Here is a 23,958-nt window from a genome sequence, read left to right as displayed (position 1 = left end):
CCATAATTGCTGTCCAAAGATGTTAAACTCATCCGGGTTATCTGCCGGAAACGGTGGTGGGATTTTCGCCGGTATTATTTGACGGCCATACCTGGTACAGTGTGTAGTTTTATTGATCCGGATCCTTCTGAAACAGTGCACAAACTGCTCCAGCCGGATCTTTGATAAATATATAGCGGGAACGGGCACCCATTTTTTTGATGGGTGTAAGACAAGTGCCTCCATGAAGTTGACAGTCCCTGATGCTGGCGTCCAGATCGTGTACGGTAAAGTAGGGTATCCAAACCGGTGGGATGTCAGCGTTATCGCCGCGGGCATGACAAATTCCTGCTGCAGGCATTTCTTCCCCGTGCGGCATCACGCAAAAATCATCGTAATCGCCCATATTGACAACCGAATTATCCCAGCCAATAACTTTCTGGTAAAACGCCAGGACTTTCTCTGCATTTGGGACTGTCAGGTCCAGCCATTCTAATTTACCATGCATACCCCGTTGATTGCTTTTAAAATGCTTGAAAGACGATACGAAAGCAAGTCTAAAATACCATTTTCAGTGAGCCCTTGTCTGCCTGCTGTTTACAAGCTACTGCCTGCTCCATTTTAATCAGGTCTTCGTATAAGCCCATATACCTTCTACAAACCGGTCAAGATCCCGCGTCGCCGTATAGACATTCGGGGTCACCCGGATGCCGTGGATATTTTCCCAGTTGATCGGCACCGTATGCACTTTGTATTTATTGTAAAGGAAGTTGGACAGATCTCCAATGTCCCTTCCTTCCACGGAGAAGTTGCTGAGCGCGCAGCCCCATTCGGGTTTAAGGGAAGTATGGAGTTGGAAGCCAGGGATCGACTGGGCTTGCTCGACCCAGTAATTTTTCAGGTAATGCAGCCGTTTTCCCTTGCGCTCACTACCGATCATGTGATGGAATTCAACAGCATGGCCGATCCCTTGTTCAATGGCAAAGGAACGGGTGCCCAGGTTTTCAAATTTGCGTATGTCCTCGCTGGTAGGGTCCGGTGCGGCCAGCAACGGATAGATCTTGCCTATTTTATCCTTCTGAATGTACAGCATACCGCTGCCAAAAGGAGCGCAGAGCCATTTGTGCAGGGAGGTGCCCATATAGGTGACGCCTAGGTCTTTGATGTCGTAAGGGAAATGTGCAAAGGTATGTGCGGCATCCAGCAGGACTTCAATGCCATGCTGTGAAGCCAGTTGGCTGAGGGCTTTTGCCGGTAGAATTTGCCCGGTCCAGTTGATCATGTGGGTGACATGCAGAATTTTAGTGCGGGGCGTAATGGCCGAGGCAAAAGCATCCACAATGGTCTTTTCATCTTCGATGGGTAATTCCAGATTGATCCATTTGAGAACGATGCCGTCGCGGTGTTCGCGTTGCTTCCAGGCATTGATCATATTCGGGTAGTCCTGCTTGGTCAGGACCACCTCATCTCCTGCCTTCAGCGGCAAGCCAAAGATGACCGTCTCCAGTGCTTCGGAAGAGTTGCGGTTGATGGCGATCTCTTCGGGCGAGCAGCCTGCGAGATCGGCCAGTTTATCCCGAACGGGTTCACGGCCCTGATCCAGAATGCGCCACATGTAGTAGGAGGGCGTTTCATTGCTCAGGCGGTTGTAATGTTCCACCGCTTCCTGCACAGCCCTGGGCTGCGGGGATACACCGCCATTGTTCAGGTTGATCATGTTTGCATTGACAGTATAGGCCTGCTTGACCTGCTCCCAGAAGGTATCGTCGTCGGCGCCAGCATCGGGGAGGCTGGCCATGCCGGTTATGGCATTACGGGTTGCGGCACTGAGAAAAGAACTTCCCAGCAGTACTCCGGCAGAGGTGTGGGCTACCTGACGGAGGAAAAATCTGCGTTTATTCATTGAACAATGGTCTTACGGTTGAAAATAAAAAGTTAAGAGATAGTGATGATACACTATCTCTTAAAAGTAAGACATTTATATGGTAAAGAATAGGAAAGTCGAAGGTGGGCCAAATACCTGGTCACTGATCTAACATCCTCCCGATATCAATGACCGGCAATGGCCCTCCATTTGGCCGGAAATAAGCATATGGACATTCAGCAAGCAGTATCTGCACGATAAACTTGCCTTAATAACTCTAGTCAAATCGTAAATCAAAATGGAAACACACTCCGCACCTTTACGGGGGGTGTGCATCTTGGTAGGATGCTTTTATAACGGCAGGAGAAATGGCTGTAGTATTCGTTTTTTGAAAATTTGGAATAAATTTTTCTTTTGTGTTATGTAAGGTGTAATTATTCAGTGATTTAGATAGAGAAGATCCTGATAATACGTTTGTGGCTAGTATCCCTTGTTTTGTACCCCATGCTCCACTCTCTATGCTCCATGCCCCATGCCCCATGCCTCACGCTCCATGCTCCATGCCCCATGCTCCATGCCCCACGCTCCATGCCCCATGCTCCATGCTCCATGCTCCATGCTCCATGCCCCATGCCCCTCTTCACCTTTCCGGCCACAAATGATAACCTACTGCCAGCTGGACACGCCATAAGGGTGGCCTGGCCAGCGAATAAAAGGTGGAAGGGGACTCTTTTCCGGTGGCTGCATTGAAGTATTCGATCCAGTAGGTGTCCAGTAAGGCAATCGGAACACTCAATTCGAAGAAAACCTGCTTTCCACAATTGAAGTCCAGCCGTGGAAGGAGCCATACGGTATTACCATAGACGGTTTGTTCTTCGTGCAATCCGTAGGTATTGATGGGTTCCCGCCACTGATGGTGAAAATACGGACTGATGGCTACACCGATCATAGGCTGCAGGTGAGGATCCGGATAAAGATTTACATTGAATGAGTAGTAGCCCTGTAAACCGATTTGTACTTCACGGGTTTCTCCGAAGACGTCCGGCATTTCTTTAGGAGGATTGGTGTAAAAGGACCGGTGGTCCAGTTTGAGGAGATGTAAACCGGCTTCATGGGTAATGCCTTTTTTGGTCCAGGCTAAATTCAGGGTTGGCAATACAACCTGAAAGCCGCCCAGGCTGTAATTGATCTGGTCCTGCTGATAGAGACGATCATTGTACTGGAAAGGCAGGAATACTTTCAGGATCTTTTGGGAACTGGTATCCTGTGATGATAATCTGCTACCGACGAATGATAGCAGAACGAACATGATGCACCGGATACCCATGGATAAGCCTTTGGATGTTTAACGGGGTTGAACGGGTGATATTGGATGATGGGACTTGTTTAACACTTGTCATTGCAATGGTTTCCAAACCTTTAGGAGAATACACCGCAACTCAAAATTATGACAGGATGCCAATCGAAATTGCCGGTAATGCCCGCAAGTTCCGACGCAAACCACCGTACACTTTGGACGGAATTGCACTATTTTTGAATCTCAGGGAACCGCAACAACACCAAGTAAAAATTTTAGCACTGCTGGTAAAAACAAAGATTCTTGGGTCGATTGGATACGATTCCACTCCAAAGTAATATTTATATCATCCAACATTCAACATCCAACATTTATACGATCTGCTCTACCTTAGATCACAATTTCCCCAGTGCTTCTTCCAGCATCTGCAACCGTGCCTTGCCGTCAGCCAGTTTCTTCTGTTCATTGGCTACCACGGCTTCCGGCGCATTGGCCATAAAGCGTTCATTGCTCAATTTCGCTTCAATGCCTCTCACAAAGTTCCGCGCATGAGCGAGATCTTTCTCGATCTGTGCACGCTCTTCCGCCGTATCTTTCTGGACTTCCACCGGAATATAAAAGGTCTCGGTACCATGGATGAATTGCAGGCCTTGCCCGGGAGCTTCAGACACATGCTCTACGTCGGAAAGATTGGCCATCTTGCTTAGCAACTGCATGAATCCCGTGCGATGCCAGTGTGCGGCAACGCCTTCTTTGCTGTCTACCTGCAGGGGAAGCACCTCTTTCATTTTGATGGATGCTTTATTGCGTTCATCGCGGATCTTCCCAACCAGGTCAGTCAGGAAAACACCTTCCCTTAACAGGACTGCGTCAAAATCCTGCGGTTCGGGATAATCCTGCATCATGCACTCACCGCCTGGAGCACGATCTCCGAGCTGATGCCATAATTCTTCAGTGATGAAAGGCATAAATGGATGCAGCAACGTGAGGATGGTCTCAAAATTCCGGATGGTGGTTGCATAGGTTTGTGCATCCAGGCCCTGTCCACCCATAGGTTTGACCATTTCCAGGTACCAGGAACAGAAGTCATTCCAGACATACGTATACAGCGACATCAATGCCTCCGACAGTCGATACTGTTTAATATTTGCCGTTACATCCCGGACCACCTCCTGCGTACGCATGGCAAACCAGTCCATGGCAAAGTGATTGGCCAGCGGTGTTGCTGCATGATCATCGGCTTCCCATCCTTTGACAAGGCGACAGGCATTCCAGATCTTGTTGCAGAAATTACGGCCCTGTTCACACAGTTTATCGTCAAAGAGCAGGTCACCGCCGGCAGGGGAGGAGGCCAGGATCCCAAACCGGACCCCGTCGGCTCCGAAGTCCTCGATGAGCTTCAATGCATCCGGTGAATTGCCAAGCGATTTGCTCATTTTACGGCGCTGCTTGTCGCGTACCATGCCGGTGAAATACACATCCTTAAAGGGATAAGCACCCCGGTATTCGTAACCCGCCATGATCATCCTGGCCACCCACAGAAAGATAATATCCCAACCGGTAACCAGAACGCTGGTCGGGTAATAATAAGCCAGTTCTTTCTCCATTTCGGGCCCACCGAACACACTGAACGGCCAAAGCCAACTCGAGAACCAGGTGTCCAGCACATCTTCATCCTGGCGGAGGTCCGCCGGAGTTAAAGTGCGACCGGTAGCGGCTTGCGCCTGGTCAAGTGCCGATTCGACGGAGGCCGCGACGAATACCAGATCTTCCTCTCCGGCTTTGGGGCTAACCAGGTAATACGCCGGTATTCGGTGGCCCCACCACAGTTGGCGGGAGATACACCAATCGCGGATGTTTTCCATCCAGTGGCGGTAGGTGTTTTTCATGTTTTCCGGATAAAACCGGATGGTATCATTCAGCACCGATTCCAGGGCCGGTTTGGCAAGCGCCGGCATGTCCACATACCATTGCTGGGACAGCTTGGGCTCGATGATGGCATTGGTACGCTCCGAGCGCCCTACATTGTTGGTGTAGTCTTCGATCTTAACGATGTGTCCCGCTTCCTCCAGCGCTGGCACGATGGCCTTTCGGGCTGCAAAACGGTCCATGCCGATGTAGAGCTGTGCTGCATCACTCATGGTACCATCATCGTTCAGAACATCGACGATTGCCAGGTTATGCCGCAATCCGATGTCATAGTCGTTGGGGTCGTGGGCGGGGGTGATCTTCAGGGCTCCGGTTCCAAATTCACGGTCCACATAGGCATCCGTAATGATGGGGATGGATCGTCCGATGAGCGGTACCAGCACCCGTTTGCCATGCAAGTTCTTATAGCGCTCGTCATCCGGATGGACAGCCAGAGCGGTGTCACCAAGAATTGTCTCCGGCCGGGTGGTTGCAATGGTCAGGTATTCATCCGGTGACCCTTCTACCTGATAGCGAACGTAATGCAGCCTGGATTGTTCCTGCCCGTAGATGACTTCTTCGTTGGACAACACCGTTTTCGCTTCCGGATCCCAGTTTACCATGCGTTTTCCACGGTACAGTTTGCCTTTTTGGTACAGATCGATGAAGGTGTCGATGACCATGGGGTAGCGTGTGTCATCCATGGTAAATGCCGTACGTTCCCAGTCGCAGGAGCAGCCTAATTTGCGCAATTGGGTGAGGATGATCCCGCCGTATTTCTCCGTCCACTGCCAGGCATATTCGATGAATTTATCCCGGCCTACTTCCCCTTTGGTCAGGCCCATGTCCTCCCTTAACCAACGTACCACTTTCGCTTCGGTGGCAATGGAGGCATGATCTGTCCCCGGCACCCAGCAGGCATTGTAACCGGTCATGCGTGCATGCCGGGTCAGGACATCCTGGATGGTGTTGTTGAGGATATGCCCCATGTGTAAGACACCGGTCACATTTGGTGGCGGGATGACAATGGTAAATGACGGCCGTTCATCCGGAGTGGAATGAAAATAGCCGGATTTTTCCCAATGCTGATACCATTTTCCCTCGACGGATTGAGGATTATACCGGGTCTCCATAGGTCAATTTTACAATGAAACAGCAAAGGTAGTATTAAGAATGTTGAATGTTGAAGGTTGAAGGTTGAATGTTGGCATCAAGCCCATACTGGTCACTGGAATTGCGACACAGGCTTTTCTGAATGAGGACTTATTGCATCGTATCTACCGGACAGGGCGATATCGACAGGTCAGCCACCACACCGTGACCCAAGGAGCCGGTAACGATGATCAGGTGATTGTAATCCGCATCATCAAATTGCTGGTATGATTCGGTGCCGGTCAGTATATTGGCCATATTGGGAACCGTATTGCTGTGGCCCACGATCAATACTTTCTCTCCCGCATGATTCATCTGCACTTCCTGCAAAAATTCGGTCAAATCACGCTTGGCATCGTAGGTCAGGACCGGCACGCCCAGCCGGTCGGCCAAGGGCTGGGCTGTTTGCTGAGTGCGCTTGTAACCAGTTGAATAGATGGCCGTAATGCCTGCCTTGCTTAGTTCATCAGCGAGCAATTGGGCTCGTGCTTCACCAAAGGCTGTCAGTGAAGGATCTTTCGGATCGTCCTGTCCTTTCTCTGCATGGCGGACCAGAAAGTATTGAGTCGACTGTTCCTCCGAGGTGGCAGGATTCATCTGGCAGGCGCTGACAAAGGCAAGTAAGCAAATCAGGGTGATTAAACGCATCATGGTGGTTATTTGTACATGAAGATAACTGGAATTTTGAGCAATTGGTAAACCGGAGTACGGCTCAGGTTCTGATTAGCCTTTCAGATGCATTGACTCTATTTTTTGTGCCATTTCCTCCAGTATGGTCCTTTGATCGTACTCGGCACAATGCCCTTTCATCGGGGTAAAGCGAATGACGGCATCGGAATGCGGATTTTCGGTTGACTGGATGAATTCATCAAATGCCCTCGTCCCGAGGTTAAGATAGAAATTGTCCATGTCACCCATCCAGATATTGACTTTCCCCTGCAACCTGGGCCCCAGTTCCGGCCAGTTTTCCTTAGTATACATTGTGAGGTCATATTTTTTCCAGTATTCAGCCACTTCATGATCGATTTCTCCGGTGAAGGGATCAAACAATGGGGCCGGCAGTCCATCTTTTCCCTTCGGGCTGTACAATGCCGTATGGGCACTGAACTGGCCACCCGAAGTAACGTAGGTATTGGTCTTGCCCTGCACATTCTCATAAGTAATAAATTCACGCATGAGCATCATAGGCTCGCCACTGGTCTCCCGCATGACCGGTCGTTCCAGATCATACTCATTGATGAAAGCGTTTTTGTCTTTGTAAATGTTGATCAGCTGATAGTTATTGAACTCGATGGCATCCGGACTGTATGACCAGCATCCGTTGAAAAAGTCCGGATAATAAAGTTGCAGGGCCAGCGATACCCAGCCTCCGGTCGAGCAACCATCTACAAAGCGCAGCTGTGGTGTACCGGCGCCATGATACATCGTCTCGATTTTTGGACCCAGCTCATGAGTCAACGCATAGCCATATGGGCCGCTGTTGTCGGAATCCAGTTGGTAGCTATCCCCATACGGCCCTTCTCCGTCGAGGTAAATGGTTATGATCTGAGGGGCCTCCCCGGAAGTCCACCAGCTGGAAAAAGGATTTTCCGGATTCATAACCCGGTTGATCCGCGTGTACCGGCCGCCGTATCCGGCGACGTGATACCGTACCGGATAGGTTGCGTCCGGGTGGTCATAGTAGCCGCTGGGCAGCAATATGGAAGCTTTGATCTTCATCGGCTTGCCCCACCAGGCGCTTAAGGTATCGCTCGTTATTTCAAAATATTTGACCAGAGGATTGTCGATCAGTGTACGTTCGGGGATTATTTCCTGCAGATTAAATTGCAGGTGTGTATCCGAGCTGAGCTCTATTTTTTTAACCTCACTGATCAGGTTCCCTGGTGCATCGATACGGGATTCGGTCTGATCCTGATCCCAGAGGATCTGCACATAATAAGTTCCGGAGGGTACACCATTCAGATCCCAGGTGGGTGTTTTGCTCCAGTCAGTCAGGTCTGAAATGACCAGATGCTGGTCAGGAGACCAATGCAGATTCTTTGCAAATATCGCATTGCCACCGTTAGGCCAGATTTGAGTGTAGGGAGGGCTGAATTCGTATTTGCTGAAAAAAAGAAAAAGCCGTGCATCGGGATCGAAGCCGGAGCGGACCGCGGGAGTCACATTTGCCCCAATACTAACCGCATAGGTTTGACTCCATACCGGTAACATGCTGGACAAAAAGATGATAATAAAGGAACTAACGTATTTCATATTTTTAACATTCGTAGTTAATTTACAAGAGATAGGGGAACCTGATCACTAAAATTAGCGGCTTAAAGCACTATTTTTAGCATTTAAGTGAAAGAAATGGATGACTGTGAGAATTAAGTATCCGATTTATGCGGCAGGATTGGTGCTCCTGCTGGGTTCCTGTCAACATCAGGATCAGCAACCGGCTAAGGAGGCATTGCCCAATATCGTGTATATCCTGGCTGATGATCTGGGTTATGGCGATGTCACTGCTTTCAATCCCCAAAGCAAAATTGCAACACCAAACATCGACCAGCTGGCTCGCGAAGGCATGCGTTTTACGGATGCCCACAGCGGTTCCGCTGTATGTTCTCCCACACGATACGGAATATTGACCGGGAGGTATGCCTGGCGTAGTTCGTTGCAGCAAGGCGTCACCTGGAGTTATGATCCACCGCTGATACCGGAATCCCGGATGACGGTCGCTTCGTTTTTGAAGTCAAAAGGTTACCGGACCGGGTGTGTTGGTAAGTGGCATTTGGGGTTGGGATGGTCCAAGGATAGTGAAGGTCATGAAGTACTGACCGCACCGATAACCGGGGGACCCAATCAGCTTGGTTTTGATTATTTCTATGGCATCTCCGCGTCGCTGGATATTCCCCCGTACATCTACATCGAGAATAACCGTTCTACCTCAATGCAGCTTGACACCCAGGCGGCGCATTCCGGGAAGGCATTTATCCGGCAAGGCCCACGGGGAGCGGATTTTGTGCCCGAAGAGGTATTGCCAACGCTGACCCGGAAAGCAGTGGCATTTATAGAGCAACACGGGCATGATTCGGTACCTTTTTTCTTGTATTTTCCTATGACGGCACCTCATACTCCGATCCTTCCCGGATCCGACTTTCAGGGTCAATCGCATACCAATGCGTATGGTGATTTTGTACTCATGGTCGATAATATGGTTGGCCAGGTCCGGCAGGCTCTGGAAGCCCAGGGAGTGCTGGATCGAACCCTGATCCTGTTTACCAGCGATAATGGTTGCTCGCCGATGGCCGATTTTCCGGAACTGGATTCACTGGGCCATCACCCAAGTTACATTTACCGTGGTGCCAAGGCCGATATATACGAAGGAGGACATCGCATCCCCTTCATAGCGCGCTGGCCTGGACATATTCCTGCCGGAAGTACCGCCGGGGAGACCACCTGCCTCACCGACCTGCTGGCCACCTGTGCGGATATCGTACAGGATTCACTTCCTGCCAATGCCGGTGAAGACAGTTACAGCCTGATGCCTTTGTTTCGCCAGGACTCAGCCGGGTATTTGCGTGGTGCTACCGTCCACCATTCCATTGAGGGTTGTTTCGCATTGCGGCAGGGACGGTGGAAAGCGGTATTTTGTGGTGGGTCAGGAGGCTGGAGTCACCCGACCACTGCAGAGGTGCTGGCTGATAGCTTGCCTCGAGTACAATTGTTTGACCTCGTCAGGGATCCCGGTGAGAAAAACAATCTGGCGCAGGAATACACGAACATTGTCACCCAGCTCCAGGGATTACTGAATCAATACGTCAAAACCGGCCGCAGTACCCCCGGTCTGAAACAGGAGAATGATGTGAAGGTGGAGATTTTTAAGTATTGAGTAGGCAGTAGGCAGTAGACAGTAGACAGTAGGCAGTAGGCAGTAGGCAGTAGGCAGTAGACAGTAAACAGTAGACAGTAGACAGTAATCTGACTACAGAATACTAATTACTGACTACTAATTACTGAATACTAACCCTCTAATTACTGCCTACTAACTTGAAAATACTGTTCCTCTAAATCCCCATCAGCAAATCTTCCAGACTTTCGTCTTCGGAAATATTCAATTTTTTGCGCAGGCGGTAGCGGGCCTTTTTAACGGCTAGGATAGAGACGTTATTGATGGTGGCAATTTGCTTCGTGGTGAGACTCATTCGGATCAGGGCGGCCAGTTTGATGTCATTAACCGTGATTTCCGGGTGATCGGATTTCAGTTTGGTTTCGAAATTCGGGTGGACCTGATTGAAATACGACTTGAAATTTTGCCAGTCCTCATCCTGATAGCGGTCGAAGTCGATCAGATGGTCCATCCTGGCTATTTCTTTAACAGTGGGCGAAGTGGCATGTTTTTTCATGGTTTCCAGCCGGTCCTTTAACTCTTCCAGCAACTCGTTTTTTTGGATCAGGTGCAAGGTGTGCGAGGTAAGCTCCTTTTGTTTGAACAGCAATTCGGATTCCAGCTGTTCTTTTTCCAATGATGCTGCAGCCATCTCTGCTTTTTGAGCACGTTGCTCCTGCTGACGGATCTCGGCATCTTTGCGGATCTTCAGTCGCTGCCGGTTGATGATCCAGAGGGACAAAATGCTCAAAGCCAGCAAGCCCAGAAATGCCATGGCCTTCCGGCTGCGTTCGCGATCATTCTGGGCCTCCAATGAAAGGATCTCGGTTTTTTGTACTGCAATTTCTTTGGCTTGTTTCTCCGATTCGTACTGGGCCCGGAGCTCGGCCATCTGGTTGTTTTTTTCGACCGATTCAGTGCTGTCCTGCAATTTGTTCAAAGCACGCAACGTCGTATAAGCCAATTCATATTGACGGGTTTGGCGGTAGAGGCTGTCCAGACTCCGTAGGATGTCCTCGGTAAGTTGTGCATTCCCGATCGAATGAGCAAGATTCAAAGCATCCCTCTGGATGGAAGCCGCCCGCAAAAAAGACCCCAGCCCCTGGTAGGCTTCTCCGATCTGGGTCATGCTGAGGATCTGGTTGTACGTATTGCGATGCTGGCCGGAGGATGCCAGCGAAGCCTGGAAATATTCGATGGCTTTATGGTATTCCTTCATAGCCAGATAGTCACTCCCAACATTATTGAGGACCAGAGCCAGGTCTTTGCTGTTTTCAGTTTTCTGCTGGATGGCGAGGTCTTTCAGGTTGTAGTACAGCGAACTATCGATTTTACCCAAATTGCCGTAATAGTTGGCGAAATCGCCGGCTGCAATGGAAATTTTATCCTGTTCATCGAGAGCAATGGCACGGGCCTCATTGGCCTTGCATACCTTGAACGCTTCTGGGAAATTTTCCATGCACACCAGAATATAGGCCAGTTCATGGTTGGCATTGAAGACCGTACGTTCCTGGTTGTTTTGTTCTGCCAGCCGGATAGCCTTATAGAGGTATTCACTGGCTTCGGGATATTTGCCCGTCTCGGAACGGACCCAGGCATAATTGATGAAGATGGACATCAGGGAATTCTCGTCCTGCAACGCATCGAACAGGGGAATGGCTTTCAGGTAATAGTCTGCGGCCGTCTGGTAATCATCCTGGTTTGAAATGGTATTTCCCAAAAACCAATAGTTGTTCGCCAGGAGCCGGGTGTATTGCTGCGATAAACAGATCGGGATGGATTTGTTGAAATACAAAATGGACGTATCCAGCTGATTGCTCATGTTGTATAGGCGCGCTAGCTGGTAATAGGCCTCAGCCTGTCCGCGCAAATAACCGATGCGTTCACTCCAAGACTGCGCACGGTGTGCCATGGTGAAAGCAGAATCCAGGTCAAAAGCAGCAGTCTTGCGCGCGATTTGTTGAGTCAGAAGGATCCGGGAGGTATCATCTTTAGCTGATCCCAATGCTCGCCAAAGACTATCCAGAACAGTGCTCCCGAGTACTGCGTGGGAAAGCGTTAGTGCCGTAATAAAGACCAGACATCGTCTCATTGTGATCCAGTTCTGTTGTCGGACCGGAGCCCACGATTATCCCAATATAATTACTTTCCGGACATATTCGCCGGTCTTGACGCGGAACCGGAATGACAGCATTCAGGATCACCAATCAATCGGGAAATAATCCTTCAGGAATTTACCCGACCAGTGTTGCCCGGTATTAATACCATCAATGAAAGGATCGCAGATGCGGGCGGCACCATCGACAATGTCCAATGGAGGCTGGAAGTCGTGATCTTTGATCTTACGTTGTGCCAGTTCAACCGGGTCTTCATCAGTGACCCATCCCGTATCGACGGCATTCATATAGATGCCCTGTTTGGCCAGGTCACCGGCTGAAGTGTGGGTTAGCATATTCAGGGCCGCCTTGGCCATATTGGTATGCGGATGACGTTCTTCCTTGGTAAACCGGTAGAACTTTCCTTCCATGGCTGTGACATTGACGATATGCTTTTGGCCGGTATAATCTTTTTTCATCAACGGGACCAGCCGGTTGTTGAGGACGAAGGGAGCAACCGCATTGATTAGTTGTACTTCCAGCATTTCCAGGGGCTCGATTTCGCCCAGTTTCAATCGCCAGCTGTTGGTCTTCCGCAGATCTACCTGCTGCAGGTCGGCATCCAGTTCTCCGGTAGGAAAAACCTGTTCGGTGTCCAGTGACCGGTCAAAACGGTAAGGCATTTGGGACAATTGAGCTGATGCATGGATCCCGATGCCTACCGGTGCCGAAGAACCCCAGGAGACCGCTGCAGGGGCCTGCGTTTCGGAAGTGGGTGCAATCGTACTTACGAGCTGATGGTATTGTTTTAGCAGCGACTGGCGCGAAGGGCTTAAATCTTCCCAGCGGACCGATTCTCCTTCCATCAGATGGGCGTAAAACCCGGGAGGGCGACGTACGGTCTGCGCTGCGTTGTTGATCAGGATATCCAGACGGGAAAGCTGTTCGGAAAGGTAGGCGGCAAATAGATCCACACTCGGGGTGTGACGCAGGTCCAGGCCATAGATGTGGAGTCGTGTGGACCAGCCGTCAAAGTCCGGCTGGGCGGCAAAGCGTGCAGAGGCATCCAGGGGAAATCGGGTTGTAACAACCACGGTAGCTCCGGCACGCAACAAGATCAACGCAGCTTGAAAGCCTATCTTGACGCGGGCTCCGGTGATGACTGCTACCTGGCCGGAAAGATCACAGGTCTGATGACGTTTGGCATAATTAAGAGATGCACAGTCAGGGCAAAGGGCATCGTAAAAATGGTGAACCTCGGTGTATTTGGCCCGGCAGATGTAACAATCACGTGGATTTTCGTACGTATTTGTTGGTTCTGATTCACCCCCGGTGAGGGCAGGTGCGACAAAGACGGCGGAGGTGCGGGCTTGCCGTATCCCGGTCAACGCACTTTTTTGCCTTTCGTTTTTGCGGATGGTGTTTTTGCGGGATTTTTTCACCTGTTTGTCCCTGAGACGGTACTCGTGGCGATCGGGGCGCGACAGCATCCCGGCTGCCTTCAGTAATTCAATCCGCATTTCTTCCGGTAGGGCATCCACTTCATGATAATGACCGGAAAGGTGTTTTAGGATCCGGATGCATTCGCCGATAACGTCTTCGGAAAGCGGCACATTTTGTTTTTTGTTGGTCTCCATATCAATACGACCTGAGTGGCGGCAAAGATACTATTTGGAGGTTATTCGTGAAATGGTTCAATTGGAGGCGTAAAGAGCAAGCAGTGCTACTCCCGAATCCGGATCAGTAGGTATCGGAACGCCGGTGTATTTTTTACCGATTGTTGAAGCGATGGGATCTCGATAGTTAGCTTTAATAAGGATGGGTAATTTCAAAAAATAGCGTGGATGAATTAAAGTCCGTTATTATTAATTCCGATTATTAATCTGAAACAATTGGAGTTGTGCAATCCGGTCATACAGAAACTGCCCCAGCCAGTATAGGGCTAATATTGAAATGATCATGAATAAAAATTTGAGTGTATAAGAAAAATAAATCAGGGGCTGGAATGCAGCCCCCGATAACGAAATACAACCACTAAATAACGTCAATTTTGATCTCCTCCCGTTTCGCTTCGGCGGATTTGGGCAATTGGATGATCAATACCTGATTTTCCTGTTTGGCAGATATTCCAGCCGTATCCACCTTGCCGTTGAGTGCCAGGCGGCGTTCAAATGATTTGATCGGAAATTCCTGGAGAATGAAATCCGGCTCTTCACCCTCGGCAAGTGGTTTGCTTCCCAGAATGTAGAGAATGTCATCCGCTACACTGAGGGTAATCTGAGATTTATCAAATCCCGGAGCAAATACGTTCACTTCAAACGCTTCATCGGTTTCGATGACGTTGATGGGGACGTTGTATTTCGGTCTCCGTTGGTGCCGGCCTTGCCAGCCATGTTTTTGGAATCCAGAGGATGGTCCGCACTGGCCATGCCAGTGATGTGCGTGTCGATGCATTTAATTCGAATTTAGTAATGAGAAAAAATGTCTGTGGTGCAGTGCTGTCGTCTGCGTGATGAATCGGATGATTATCCGGTTACACTTTAATAATGGGTGTTACAAAATCGCGTTCCCGGTAAACGCTTTCATCCGGTTGGAAAGGTCTTGACCGGTAACCATAATGCCCGTTGGTATTCATCCGTCCGCGAAAAGGCATGTCGTATTCTTCTTCCGGGATGGCATAGATGGTGTCAGTCCGGGAATGATACGGATGGTACCCATGGTATTGGTAATACCGCGGTCTCCTGAAGATCAGACGCATGGCTATACTTCCTATCAGGAGGAGAAATGCCAGTTTTAGCAGTAGAAATGGCAGGAAGAAAAGTACAAATCCCATCATAACTACTCCCGGAAACACACGAAAAATGGAAGGTCTCATTTTATTCCAAGTTTAATTGTTGAATAATTCCTTTTGACACACGCTGAATTTTATTTGATTCACGGTGTCTTCATTCAGGAAGACGGATAATTGCCATGATTACTTTAAGAGGATAAAATTTTTTTTATTTTTTTTGAAAGAATGAGAAGTATCGGGTAATCCCCAGGGTATTCGTGCTATTTCCATTTTTTGAGATAATCCAATATACAATTGGAATGAGATTCCTCCATTTCGGCTTGCCAGGCTAAGACATTAAGGCGGACTCATCCTTCACCTTCAATTCTTGGATGACCACCGGGGAACGAGCGTCGGTACGAAATGACAATATGTTTTGGAAATTGCTCTTTACCGGAGTGGACTTTATTTTCCGGAGTGAACAACCAGTTCACATAAAATATCTTTCACCTTTCCCCCTTTCTCCTTTTTCCTTTTTCCTTTGACCCCATACCAAATACCCCATACCTTTCTCCTTTCCCCCTTCTCCTTTCTCCCCTTCTCCTTTCTCCCATTATCCCTTCTCCTCCTCCTCTCTGTTAGGCCGGCATCTGTTTTTCCATTGATTGCGGAATTGCTGCCGCTCTTCTTCACTCATTTGCATGAATTTCTCGCGAACCGCGCTGCGATGCGATGATGGATAAGGTTTGCGGAAATGAAAACCGCCAAAGAGGATCCGGGAAAGTGCCAGGAGGCCCAAAGCCTCCCAATAGCGGATGCGTGGAACATTTAACAGGTGCGGTAACAAAAGGTTCCATAGCCACTGGACAAGAGCACTGGCCACCAGAATAATGGCAATGACCGGCACCAGGATCATGCGGTGCCTTGGTTTCCAATAGGATTGATAAGGAGATTTCATGTCTATGGATTTATAAATTTAACTCCTGGTAGAGATTAAATAGTTTTTTTCGTAAATGATTGATGGCATACCCTTTGCGACTGATGATCGTCTTCAGTTTTTCACCCCGCATGTCCGCAATTTCCTGAAGTGTTTTTCCTTCCAGCTCATTGAGGATAAAGACCTCCCGCTGATTTTCAGGTAATTCTTCCAGTGCCAGGAATAATTCTTCCCAAAACATTTCCTGGAAGAACTGGATCTCAGGGTCGTGGTCATCCATCAGGAGCAGGTCTGTAACAGGAGCTATTTCCGGGTCATCAGTCAATGCCAGACCATCCAGGGAATCTGTCTTGCGTTTGCGGTAGAGATCGGTAACCCGGTTTCTGGCTACCCGGTACAACCAGGCACTGGCACTTTCCAATTCGTCCAGGTTACCCAGATTGCTCAGCTGGAACCACACATCCTGTAACACATCCTCGGCATCTTCATCCGATGAGACCCGGCCGCGTATAAACCGGTAAAGTCGGGTACTGTATTCCCTGACGACGGATGTGATATTTCTGCGTTCGGTGGTCATCATGTCCCGGTGGACGAAGCTAATTCATTTGAGGTAAAATAATGGAAGGTGCCTTATTCAGGACATCCTTATAGGTATATGACGTTCAGGCCCCGGATTTACTTTAAAGATTTGCCATAAATAACAACGTTCTTATTTCATCTGGGCTCAATTTTACAGCATGCGCATACTTCGCATTCGATCCATGTTTTCAACCCAAATCATTAGCTTCATGGCTCATAACTGAGAAATCATGAAAGTGTTTACGTTGATTGTCCTGTTTGCAAGCTTAACCTTTGGACATCTGGTAGCCCAGACTCCGGAAGATGTCACTGCTTTCGCGTGGCGGAATATTGGCCCGGCTAATCCGGGTGGGCGCATTGTGGATGTGGAAGCCCTGGAGTCAGACTTTACCAAAGTTTGGATCGCAACAGCCTCCGGAGGAGTGTGGTATTCGGCCAATGCCGGTACTACATGGGAACCTCTCTTTGATCATTATGCCACCGCTTCTATCGGAGATATTGCCATCAGCCAGGCAAATCCGGCGGAGATCTGGGTCGGTACCGGTGAGGCCAACAACCGGAACTCCACTTCCTGGGGGCATGGCATCTACGTATCACGGGATGGAGGGGAGACCTTTCAGGAGAGCGGTCTGGAGAATACCGGACATATTTCCCGTGTGGTATTAAATCCGGCCAAGCCGCAAGAGATCTGTGCCTGTGCTACCGGTCATCTGTGGGGGTATTCCGGAGATCGTGGATTATTTATTAGTGAAGATGGGGGCAAAACCTGGTCAAAACCTAAGAAGGGACTTCCGGACGATGGCAAAACTGGATGTACGGACCTGGTTCGGGATCCCGCGAATCCCAAAATCCTGTATGCTGCGATGTATCACCGGATCAGAAAACCATGGACTTTTTATAGTGGTGGTGAAAACGGGGGTATTTACAAGTCAGCTGACGGAGGACAGTCCTGGACCAAACTGACCAATGGGCTACCGTCCGGAGAGACCGGCCGTATCGGTCTGGCCATATCCCGCAGCAATCCTAAAATCCTGATGGCTCTGGTAGAAGCAACCGCGAGCAGGGACCTTTCCAAACCCGGATCAGGACTGTACCGCAGTGAAGACGCAGGTAAATCCTGGCAATATGTGAACACCTACAATAACCGGCCATTTTATTATTCGCAAGTGCGCATCAATCCGGTCGATCCGCAAAAGATTTATTTACTGACTACCCGGCTCATGGTCTCTGATGATGGCGGTAAAACCCTGAAAAATGGTAGTGAAGACCAGGAGATCCACGGAGATTTTCATGCCATGTGGCTGGACCCAAAGGAAGGACAGAGGTATTACGTTGGTGCGGACAAAGGGGTGTCACTGACCCACGATGGAGGAGTTCATTTCCAGCTTTTTGACAATTTGCCCATCGCACAGTATTACCGTATCGGCTACGACATGCGCGATCCCTATTATGTCTATGGGGGACTGCAGGATAATGGATTTTATGGTACGGCAAGCTTTACACGAGATGCCCGCGGAATATTGAACGATTCCAACTGGAAACTACACTGGGGAGATGGCCAATATGCAATGGTTGATCCGGACGACTGGCATACCGCCTTTACTTCTGCAGAGAATGGTGGATACAGCCATTATGACGTACCTACCCACCGACAAACGTACATTAAACCCAACGACCGCAACATCATCAATGCAGATGAGTATGGTTTAACGGGAAAAACCGACCAACTGCGATTCAACTGGTCTGCTCCCCTGGTCATGAGCCCGCATCCCGGAAAACAGTTATTTGCAGGTGCCAATCATCTCCTGGAATCCACGGATCAGGGAGCCAGCTGGCGGCTGATCAGCCCGGATCTGTCCACCAACGATCCGGAGATGACCAAAGAAGATGCCAGCGGCGGTGTTACTCCCGACAACACCGGAGCTGAGACGCACTGTGCCATCAGTACCATCAGCGTTTCACCGGTCGATGAAACGGTGATCTGGGCCGGGACCGATGACGGCAATGTACAACTTACCCGTGATGGGGGAAAGCACTGGAATAATGTACGGTCGAAGATCCCCGGGCTGCCGGATCAACTATGGGTAAGCAGACTGGAATCGTCCCATTTCAATGCGGCGCGTGCCTATGTCACCTTTGATGGCCACAGGAGTGATGTTTTTAAGCCATGGATATTTGTGACCGACGATTATGGCAGTAACTGGAAGCCGTTAATGGGCGGACTGCCGGATGACGAGGTGATCCGGGTCGTACGCGAAGACCTGAGCAATCCGGACCTGCTGTTCATCGGTACCGAGACCGGTATCTGGTATTCGCTGGACCGCGGTATGAACTGGGCAAGATTCATGGAGAATTTCCCGACCGTTTCGGTATACGATCTGGCCATTCACAAACGCGACCACGACCTTATCGCTGCCACCCATGGTCGCAGCCTGTGGATTGCGGATGACATCTCGCCCCTGGAGCAAATGACTCCGGAGGTCAGGACATTACCAGCCTATTTATTCAGCCAGTCTCCGGCAACGCTATGGGAGAATACCAGCCGGGGAGGTCAGCGCGGGCATTTCCTTTTTGCAGGCAAAAACCCGCCGGAGATTGAAAATACATCCAGCCTGCCAAGGGCAGAATTCACCAGTTTCGTAGTCATCAATTATTTCATTGGCGATCTATCATCCGGAGATTCGGTGATGATAACCATTCGTGATCACTCCGGGCATAGCCACCAGATACCAGTCGATTCATCTCCGGGTATCCACCGCTACCGTTGGGACCGTGAGTTTGACACGACGCCCTATACCGAGGAAGAAAAGCAAACAGTTGAATCCATCTGGCAATCATACTTAAGCCAGTACCCGACGGATGCTAACCGCCGTCAATACCAGCGGTTTCTACAGGCTAATGACGATGATCAGCGCCGGCACCAGCTCCATGACCTGCAGCAATCCTTCGTGCCAATGACCATCGATGACCGGTATGCGATCACGACCGCTGGTCCGGGGTCCTATGTGGTAACCATGCAGGTGGGGAATACGGTCTACAATCAAACATTGGTTATCCGGGCAGATCCGCTGTTGAAAGGCCAGGAATAGTTATTAATCGCCGCAATAGTCCACCTCCTGATCGATCTGACTGATCCTGGGGTCAGGTTCTGGGTCAGTAATGCTGAATCGGTTCAGTCTACCCGCAGGGTTAGATCCCAGGATTTATCCGCATTCTGATGCACGTCGGATTCCTGATAATTGATGGATTCTATGGCAGTCAGGGGGGTATTGCTTGGCTTTCCATACAGGGTGCCATCCAGAAATTGAGTACTCAGGTAGTCAATGACCAATTTGTTGAATAACACTTTTTCCGTGATGGATTCCTGCAATGCAAAGGCTAGAAAATCCAGTAGCAGGGTAGGTTTGTCTTTTGATTTAATACGAAATGGTTTGCCAATCATCGCCTCATGGCCCGATGGATGATCATCCTGTAATAGTTTACCCAGATATTGCAAGCTCAAATGAAACAACTGGCTTTCATCATTGGTATGGACAAAGATGATACCGGGTCGATGACTAGGCTGGGAGATCTTGGACATTTCGTTAAACTTGCACCCAATAAAAGGAATATGATAGGCCAGCGCTATAACCCGCATCATTATTATTAACGATAACGATCATGAAGGGCTGTGTCGTACGCTATGCGGAGAGGTGTGCTTCCAGAATTTTCTTTTATTTTTTCAGATCCTTTTGGTTGGCCCGGTTCATGGCGGCGGCCATCCATCGTTTGAAAAATCTGAAGTTTCCGCCGGCATTGATCAGTGTCATCCGGGTGACTTCGGGTGATACGGCCTGCCATAAGTAGGTCGTTCGCATCGGGAATGGACCCGTGACAGCTTCCATGATCAGCTCTTTCTTCGGTTCATAGTGGATGATCGAATACGTATACCGCATCTGACGACCAAGAAAGCGGGCTTCAAATTCAACCTGGGTCCCTATTTGCAGGGGCCGGGCAGTGAGCCAGGTGACACGTTGGATGTTCTGATACCAGGAGGTGGCCCGGTCCGGATTGGCAGCATAAAAGGCGACCGTCGAAAGGGGACGTCGTATCTCAATGGAATTGGTACACTCTATCATAGCACAGGTTCTTTGGAGACCTGAAATAGTCTATCAACAATTTACAAAATGATTTTTAGGTACCCTAACATATTGCCCGGTGATGAAAATCATCTCAGTAAGCAGGATTTGGGGAAAATGGTCATCAAATGTTTGGAATGGAAAGCTGTACTTTGGATAGTCCGGGCTATAATCGGTTTTTTAAGGCTCACCCGGTAAGGGAGGGTTTCCTGAATAACCAAATAGCCGGGCCACTTTCTTCATCAATTAAATACGCACAATAATGGATGCAATTCAATTTCGTCAACTGCAAAAATCACTGGCTAATCCTGCACCGCTGGGACTGCTGGGGCTGGGAATAACAACCATTTTGTTGAACCTGAACAACACCAGGCTCTTTTCGCTGGATTCGATGATCATTGCGATGGGACTTATCCTGGGTGCCTATGCACAGTTCATCGCAGGTTTGCTTTCCTGGATCCGGGGAAACGTATTTGGATTCACCGCCTTCATTGCCTATTCATTATTCTGGACCACGCTGGCTGGCCTGCTTATCTTTCTTAAAGTCAATATCGCCGGTATTCCGGAGTATTCCGAACTGGGGTATTACCTGTTTGGCTGGAGTATTTTTTCCATTTTCATGTTTGTCGGCTCCATGAAGCTGCACCGTGGCTATATGGCAGTTTTTGGCTCTTTGACTTTGCTCTTCATTTTGTTGGCCATAGGCAACTGGACCGAATCCATCAGCCTGATCTCGGTGGCAGGATACATAGGAATGCTGGCGGGAGCGCTGTCGTGTTATACCGGTTTCGGAATTTGGCTGAATGAAGTTTATGGCCGGACCATCCTGCCCCTCGGCGAAGATCAGACGGGTCACTAGAACCTGGTGTCCTGGTTATCCAGATTGAGTGGGACGATCCAGATATTCCGATAGCGGACATCATGGCCTTCAGCCTGCAATTTCAGGCCTCCCGGACGGTCGGTGATGCCTTTGCCACCATTGTTACCTCCATCCATCCCGGAGTTAGGCCCGCCCCATACTTGTTGGATTGGAGTATTATCATGGACTTTGACCCCATTGAAGTACATGGTGACCATGGCTGGCTCACTACGGAGGCCATCTTTAAAGCGTGCTGCCCTGAACTGAATATCGTAGGAATTCCATTTACCTACACCGTTATAAGGAGTGTAGGGTGAAGCTTCTTCGTTGATAACGGCAGCCATCCCGTGTGCAGTGGAATCTCCATCCAGGATCTGGATCTCATACCGGTTCTGGAGATAGACGCCGCTGTTACCGCCCGGATTGTTGATGATAAATTCTACGTGCAACCGAAAATCCCGGTACTCTTTTTTCGTCACAATATCGGCCGCGCCGTATTTACCGCCTGCAGCAGCAGGATCGTTGCTGCTCATCACGGTTCCGGCATCGACCGGATCCTGAACGATCTGCCACTTGATGGGCAATGATTCTCCCAGTCTGGGCCCCTCCCAATAGATCCAGTTGCCATCGAGAGCTTCGCGCGTACCATCAAACAGGATATCGGCTTTTACCGGCGGTTTAACGCCAACACCGGTTTGAGCAAAAGCGCCTGAAAACAGGAAGAGGCAAAAGAAGAAGCAAAGTCCATTTTTCATGATCCGGATAAATTTGTTTCAAGATACTATACTCAACTAACAGTGCTGCTAGGAATTAGTTAACCTGTCTGCACGTGAGCCTGGATTTTATGAACCCGGACCTTGCTGCTTCAGTTGACCTTATACCATGGAAAAGGCAGATCAAACATGACCTTCCGCCAGCATGGCTTCAGCGACCCGGATGAATCCTGCCAGGTTTGCACCTTTTACATAGTCGATGTAGTTGTACTGCTGACCATGTTCCTTGCATTGCGAATGGATCGACTGCATGATCTGTTTCAGCTCTGTTTCCACTTTTTCAGCAGTCCAGGAAGCATGAAGAGCATTCTGGGTCATTTCCAGTCCGGATGTGGCAACGCCGCCCGCATTGGAAGCTTTCCCTGGTGCATACATCAGATGCAGATTTTGGATTCGTCGTATGGCTTCCGGCGTGGTGGGCATATTTGCTCCCTCGGCAATGAGGATGCAGCCGTTATCGATAAGATTCCGGGCATTTTCATCGTCCAGCTCATTCTGGGTGGCGCAAGGCAAGGCGATGTCGCAGGGGATATGCCACGGCCGTTGGCCAGGCTGGTACTCAACCTGATATTTTTCTGCATAGTCGGATATCCGTCCCCGGCGTACATTTTTTAATTCTTTAATGAAAGCCAGTTTTTCCAGGTCAATTCCATTTGGGTCGTAGATCATTCCACTTGAATCGGATGCGGTCACAGGTTTCCCACCAAGCTGGATAGCTTTTTCAATGGCATACTGTGCTACGTTACCGGATCCGGATACCGTGATGACTTTACCTCTCACCGAGTCGCCTCTTTGCTTCAGCATTTCTTCTACGAAGAACAATAGGCCATATCCTGTGGCCTCCGGCCGGATTAAGCTTCCTCCATAGGTATATCCTTTCCCGGTGATCACTCCATTGAACTGATTGGCGATCCGTTTGTATTGCCCGAAAAGGTAACCCACTTCGCGTGCCCCTACGCCAATGTCCCCGGCTGGCACATCGGTTTCCGGGCCTATATGACGGTATAATTCGGTCATAAAACTTTGACAGAATCACATGACTTCCTGGTCGCTCTTGCCCTTGGGATCAAAATCAGATCCGCCTTTACCACCACCCATAGGCAAAGTGGTCAGGGAATTTTTCAATACTTGTTCAAATGCCAGAAACTTGAGGATGCTGGCATTAACCGAGGGGTGAAATCTCAAACCTCCTTTATAGGGACCGATGGCGCTGTTCATTTGTATCCGGTAGCCCCGGTTGACCCGGAAGTTTCCGGCATCATCCATCCAGGGTACCCGAAAAACTACCATGCGCTCAGGTTCTACCATGCGCTCAAACAGATTGGCTTTCAGGTATTCTGGGTGGTCGTTCATGTATGGCAGGATCACTTCGGCTACTTCCTGGACTGCCTGAAGGAATTCCGGTTCATGAGGATTGCGGGCGTGTACAACTTTGATAAATTGTTTTACAGCTGTTTGCATGATTTATAGGTTAGGTGCTGTTAATACTGATACGGGGGCAATTACCACTTTGGCGGTTTAATAAGGAATGATAATGATTGCCTGGTATCCAGATTATTATCATGTAAAAACCTGGAACCTAAGCTGATTCGGGATCTCATTATCATTACTGTAAGCATCCAAAATTGAATAGAAATAAGAGGTCCGATGTTGATTTGTGTGGGTAATAAAATTTAAGGGGGAGGTTAAATCTTACTTCATTATGAATTAGTTGTAGGTTAGTGAAGCCCGCAACTGTTTGAACTATAATACAACGGT

The 23,958-nt window shown here is 49.3% G+C and carries 19 protein-coding genes and 1 pseudogene; 4 read left to right on the top strand and 16 right to left on the bottom strand.

All coding sequences use genetic code 11. From position 1 onward, the window contains the following. Nucleotides 1-109: 109 nt before the first annotated feature. The 3 genes from H6570_13235 to H6570_13225 all read right to left on the bottom strand — a co-directional run bounded on the left by H6570_13235 (nt 110) and on the right by H6570_13225 (nt 3,170). Nucleotides 110-487: a VOC family protein gene (locus H6570_13235; GenBank protein ID MCB9320240.1), complete on the bottom strand. Its 378-nt coding sequence runs from the start codon at nt 485-487 to the stop codon at nt 110-112. A 117-nt stretch (nt 488-604) separates the two neighbouring features. Beyond that, a complete protein-coding gene (locus H6570_13230) occupies nt 605-1,882 on the bottom strand; it encodes an aminotransferase class V-fold PLP-dependent enzyme (protein MCB9320239.1) in 1,278 nt (425 codons plus the stop codon). 601 nt (nt 1,883-2,483) lie between these two features. Continuing rightward, nucleotides 2,484-3,170 carry a hypothetical protein gene (locus H6570_13225; protein MCB9320238.1) on the bottom strand — a complete coding sequence of 229 codons (687 nt, stop codon included), beginning with the start codon at nt 3,168-3,170 and terminating at the stop codon, nt 2,484-2,486. 14 nt (nt 3,171-3,184) lie between these two features. On the opposite strand from H6570_13225, the gene H6570_13220 reads away from it, so the two are divergent. Next, complete coding sequence (locus tag H6570_13220; GenBank protein MCB9320237.1) at nt 3,185-3,478, top strand: hypothetical protein; 294 nt, start codon at nt 3,185-3,187, stop codon at nt 3,476-3,478. Nucleotides 3,479-3,535: 57 nt separating this feature from the next. Here H6570_13220 and H6570_13215 read toward each other — a convergent pair whose 3' ends face one another. From H6570_13215 to H6570_13205, 3 genes are all read right to left on the bottom strand, one after another. Continuing rightward, a complete protein-coding gene (locus H6570_13215) occupies nt 3,536-6,181 on the bottom strand; it encodes a valine--tRNA ligase (protein MCB9320236.1) in 2,646 nt (881 codons plus the stop codon). 130 nt (nt 6,182-6,311) lie between these two features. Then, entirely contained in the window at nt 6,312-6,851 is a 540-nt protein-coding gene (locus H6570_13210) for a histidine phosphatase family protein (GenBank protein ID MCB9320235.1), read from the bottom strand. 72 nt (nt 6,852-6,923) lie between these two features. Next, nucleotides 6,924-8,453: a hypothetical protein gene (locus tag H6570_13205; protein ID MCB9320234.1), complete on the bottom strand. Its 1,530-nt coding sequence runs from the start codon at nt 8,451-8,453 to the stop codon at nt 6,924-6,926. 100 nt (nt 8,454-8,553) lie between these two features. Between H6570_13205 and H6570_13200 the strand changes: the two genes are divergently transcribed. Further along, complete coding sequence (locus tag H6570_13200) at nt 8,554-10,071, top strand: arylsulfatase (protein MCB9320233.1); 1,518 nt, start codon at nt 8,554-8,556, stop codon at nt 10,069-10,071. Between the two features lie 175 nt (nt 10,072-10,246). On the opposite strand, the gene H6570_13195 is transcribed toward H6570_13200, so the two are convergent. The 6 genes from H6570_13195 to H6570_13170 form a co-directional block, all read right to left on the bottom strand. After that, nucleotides 10,247-12,160, bottom strand: coding sequence for a tetratricopeptide repeat protein (locus H6570_13195; GenBank protein MCB9320232.1), 1,914 nt, complete (start codon nt 12,158-12,160; stop codon nt 10,247-10,249). A gap of 108 nt (nt 12,161-12,268) precedes the next feature. Then, a complete protein-coding gene (locus H6570_13190; GenBank protein ID MCB9320231.1) occupies nt 12,269-13,801 on the bottom strand; it encodes an SDR family oxidoreductase in 1,533 nt (510 codons plus the stop codon). A gap of 397 nt (nt 13,802-14,198) precedes the next feature. Next, nucleotides 14,199-14,618, bottom strand: coding sequence for an Hsp20/alpha crystallin family protein (locus H6570_13185; protein ID MCB9320230.1), 420 nt, complete (start codon nt 14,616-14,618; stop codon nt 14,199-14,201). Nucleotides 14,619-14,697: 79 nt separating this feature from the next. Continuing rightward, on the bottom strand, nt 14,698-15,039 hold the full coding sequence (locus tag H6570_13180; protein MCB9320229.1) for a hypothetical protein: 342 nt from the start codon (nt 15,037-15,039) through the stop codon (nt 14,698-14,700). A gap of 508 nt (nt 15,040-15,547) precedes the next feature. Further along, entirely contained in the window at nt 15,548-15,892 is a 345-nt protein-coding gene (locus tag H6570_13175) for a hypothetical protein (GenBank protein ID MCB9320228.1), read from the bottom strand. 10 nt (nt 15,893-15,902) lie between these two features. Next, the gene (locus tag H6570_13170; protein MCB9320227.1) at nt 15,903-16,451 is read right to left on the bottom strand and encodes an RNA polymerase sigma factor; all 549 of its coding nucleotides are present in this window, start codon (nt 16,449-16,451) and stop codon (nt 15,903-15,905) included. 229 nt (nt 16,452-16,680) lie between these two features. On the opposite strand from H6570_13170, the gene H6570_13165 reads away from it, so the two are divergent. Continuing rightward, nucleotides 16,681-19,539 carry a hypothetical protein gene (locus tag H6570_13165; GenBank protein ID MCB9320226.1) on the top strand — a complete coding sequence of 953 codons (2,859 nt, stop codon included), beginning with the start codon at nt 16,681-16,683 and terminating at the stop codon, nt 19,537-19,539. A gap of 83 nt (nt 19,540-19,622) precedes the next feature. On the opposite strand, the gene H6570_13160 is transcribed toward H6570_13165, so the two are convergent. Together H6570_13160 and H6570_13155 are read right to left on the bottom strand one after the other, a co-directional pair. After that, a complete protein-coding gene (locus H6570_13160) occupies nt 19,623-20,030 on the bottom strand; it encodes a hypothetical protein (GenBank protein ID MCB9320225.1) in 408 nt (135 codons plus the stop codon). A 133-nt stretch (nt 20,031-20,163) separates the two neighbouring features. Further along, on the bottom strand, nt 20,164-20,568 hold the full coding sequence (locus tag H6570_13155) for an SRPBCC family protein (protein MCB9320224.1): 405 nt from the start codon (nt 20,566-20,568) through the stop codon (nt 20,164-20,166). 262 nt (nt 20,569-20,830) lie between these two features. Here H6570_13155 and H6570_13150 point away from each other — a divergent pair, with 262 nt between their 5' ends. Further along, the gene (locus H6570_13150; GenBank protein ID MCB9320223.1) at nt 20,831-21,427 is read left to right on the top strand and encodes an acetate uptake transporter; all 597 of its coding nucleotides are present in this window, start codon (nt 20,831-20,833) and stop codon (nt 21,425-21,427) included. On the opposite strand, the gene H6570_13145 is transcribed toward H6570_13150, so the two are convergent. Both H6570_13145 and gdhA read right to left on the bottom strand, forming a co-directional pair. Further along, nucleotides 21,424-22,182, bottom strand: coding sequence for a DUF1080 domain-containing protein (locus H6570_13145; GenBank protein ID MCB9320222.1), 759 nt, complete (start codon nt 22,180-22,182; stop codon nt 21,424-21,426). The genes H6570_13150 and H6570_13145 overlap by 4 nt on opposite strands. Before the next feature lie 141 nt (nt 22,183-22,323). Beyond that, nucleotides 22,324-23,661, bottom strand: a pseudogene (gene gdhA / locus H6570_13140) (NADP-specific glutamate dehydrogenase). Nucleotides 23,662-23,958: the final 297 nt, after the last annotated feature.

It is taken from the genome of Lewinellaceae bacterium (assembly GCA_020636135.1).
In the GTDB taxonomy this organism is placed as follows: Bacteria; Bacteroidota; Bacteroidia; order Chitinophagales; family Saprospiraceae; genus JAGQXC01.
The sequence above is the reverse complement of the archived record's forward strand: the minus strand, read 5'-3'. Positions and strand labels throughout refer to the sequence as shown.

What these genes read in the sequence shown, in the direction of transcription:
- H6570_13235 (MCB9320240.1), bottom strand. Translation starts at nt 487, where the DNA reads ATGCATGGTAAATTAGAATGGCTGGACCTGACAGTCCCAAATGCAGAG.
- H6570_13230 (MCB9320239.1), bottom strand. Translation starts at nt 1,882, where the DNA reads ATGAATAAACGCAGATTTTTCCTCCGTCAGGTAGCCCACACCTCTGCC.
- H6570_13225 (MCB9320238.1), bottom strand. Translation starts at nt 3,170, where the DNA reads ATGGGTATCCGGTGCATCATGTTCGTTCTGCTATCATTCGTCGGTAGC.
- H6570_13220 (MCB9320237.1), top strand. Translation starts at nt 3,185, where the DNA reads ATGTTTAACGGGGTTGAACGGGTGATATTGGATGATGGGACTTGTTTA.
- H6570_13215 (MCB9320236.1), bottom strand. Translation starts at nt 6,181, where the DNA reads ATGGAGACCCGGTATAATCCTCAATCCGTCGAGGGAAAATGGTATCAG.
- H6570_13210 (MCB9320235.1), bottom strand. Translation starts at nt 6,851, where the DNA reads ATGATGCGTTTAATCACCCTGATTTGCTTACTTGCCTTTGTCAGCGCC.
- H6570_13205 (MCB9320234.1), bottom strand. Translation starts at nt 8,453, where the DNA reads ATGAAATACGTTAGTTCCTTTATTATCATCTTTTTGTCCAGCATGTTA.
- H6570_13200 (MCB9320233.1), top strand. Translation starts at nt 8,554, where the DNA reads ATGACTGTGAGAATTAAGTATCCGATTTATGCGGCAGGATTGGTGCTC.
- H6570_13195 (MCB9320232.1), bottom strand. Translation starts at nt 12,160, where the DNA reads ATGAGACGATGTCTGGTCTTTATTACGGCACTAACGCTTTCCCACGCA.
- H6570_13190 (MCB9320231.1), bottom strand. Translation starts at nt 13,801, where the DNA reads ATGGAGACCAACAAAAAACAAAATGTGCCGCTTTCCGAAGACGTTATC.
- H6570_13185 (MCB9320230.1), bottom strand. Translation starts at nt 14,618, where the DNA reads ATGCATCGACACGCACATCACTGGCATGGCCAGTGCGGACCATCCTCT.
- H6570_13180 (MCB9320229.1), bottom strand. Translation starts at nt 15,039, where the DNA reads ATGAGACCTTCCATTTTTCGTGTGTTTCCGGGAGTAGTTATGATGGGA.
- H6570_13175 (MCB9320228.1), bottom strand. Translation starts at nt 15,892, where the DNA reads ATGAAATCTCCTTATCAATCCTATTGGAAACCAAGGCACCGCATGATC.
- H6570_13170 (MCB9320227.1), bottom strand. Translation starts at nt 16,451, where the DNA reads ATGATGACCACCGAACGCAGAAATATCACATCCGTCGTCAGGGAATAC.
- H6570_13165 (MCB9320226.1), top strand. Translation starts at nt 16,681, where the DNA reads ATGAAAGTGTTTACGTTGATTGTCCTGTTTGCAAGCTTAACCTTTGGA.
- H6570_13160 (MCB9320225.1), bottom strand. Translation starts at nt 20,030, where the DNA reads ATGTCCAAGATCTCCCAGCCTAGTCATCGACCCGGTATCATCTTTGTC.
- H6570_13155 (MCB9320224.1), bottom strand. Translation starts at nt 20,568, where the DNA reads ATGATAGAGTGTACCAATTCCATTGAGATACGACGTCCCCTTTCGACG.
- H6570_13150 (MCB9320223.1), top strand. Translation starts at nt 20,831, where the DNA reads ATGGATGCAATTCAATTTCGTCAACTGCAAAAATCACTGGCTAATCCT.
- H6570_13145 (MCB9320222.1), bottom strand. Translation starts at nt 22,182, where the DNA reads ATGAAAAATGGACTTTGCTTCTTCTTTTGCCTCTTCCTGTTTTCAGGC.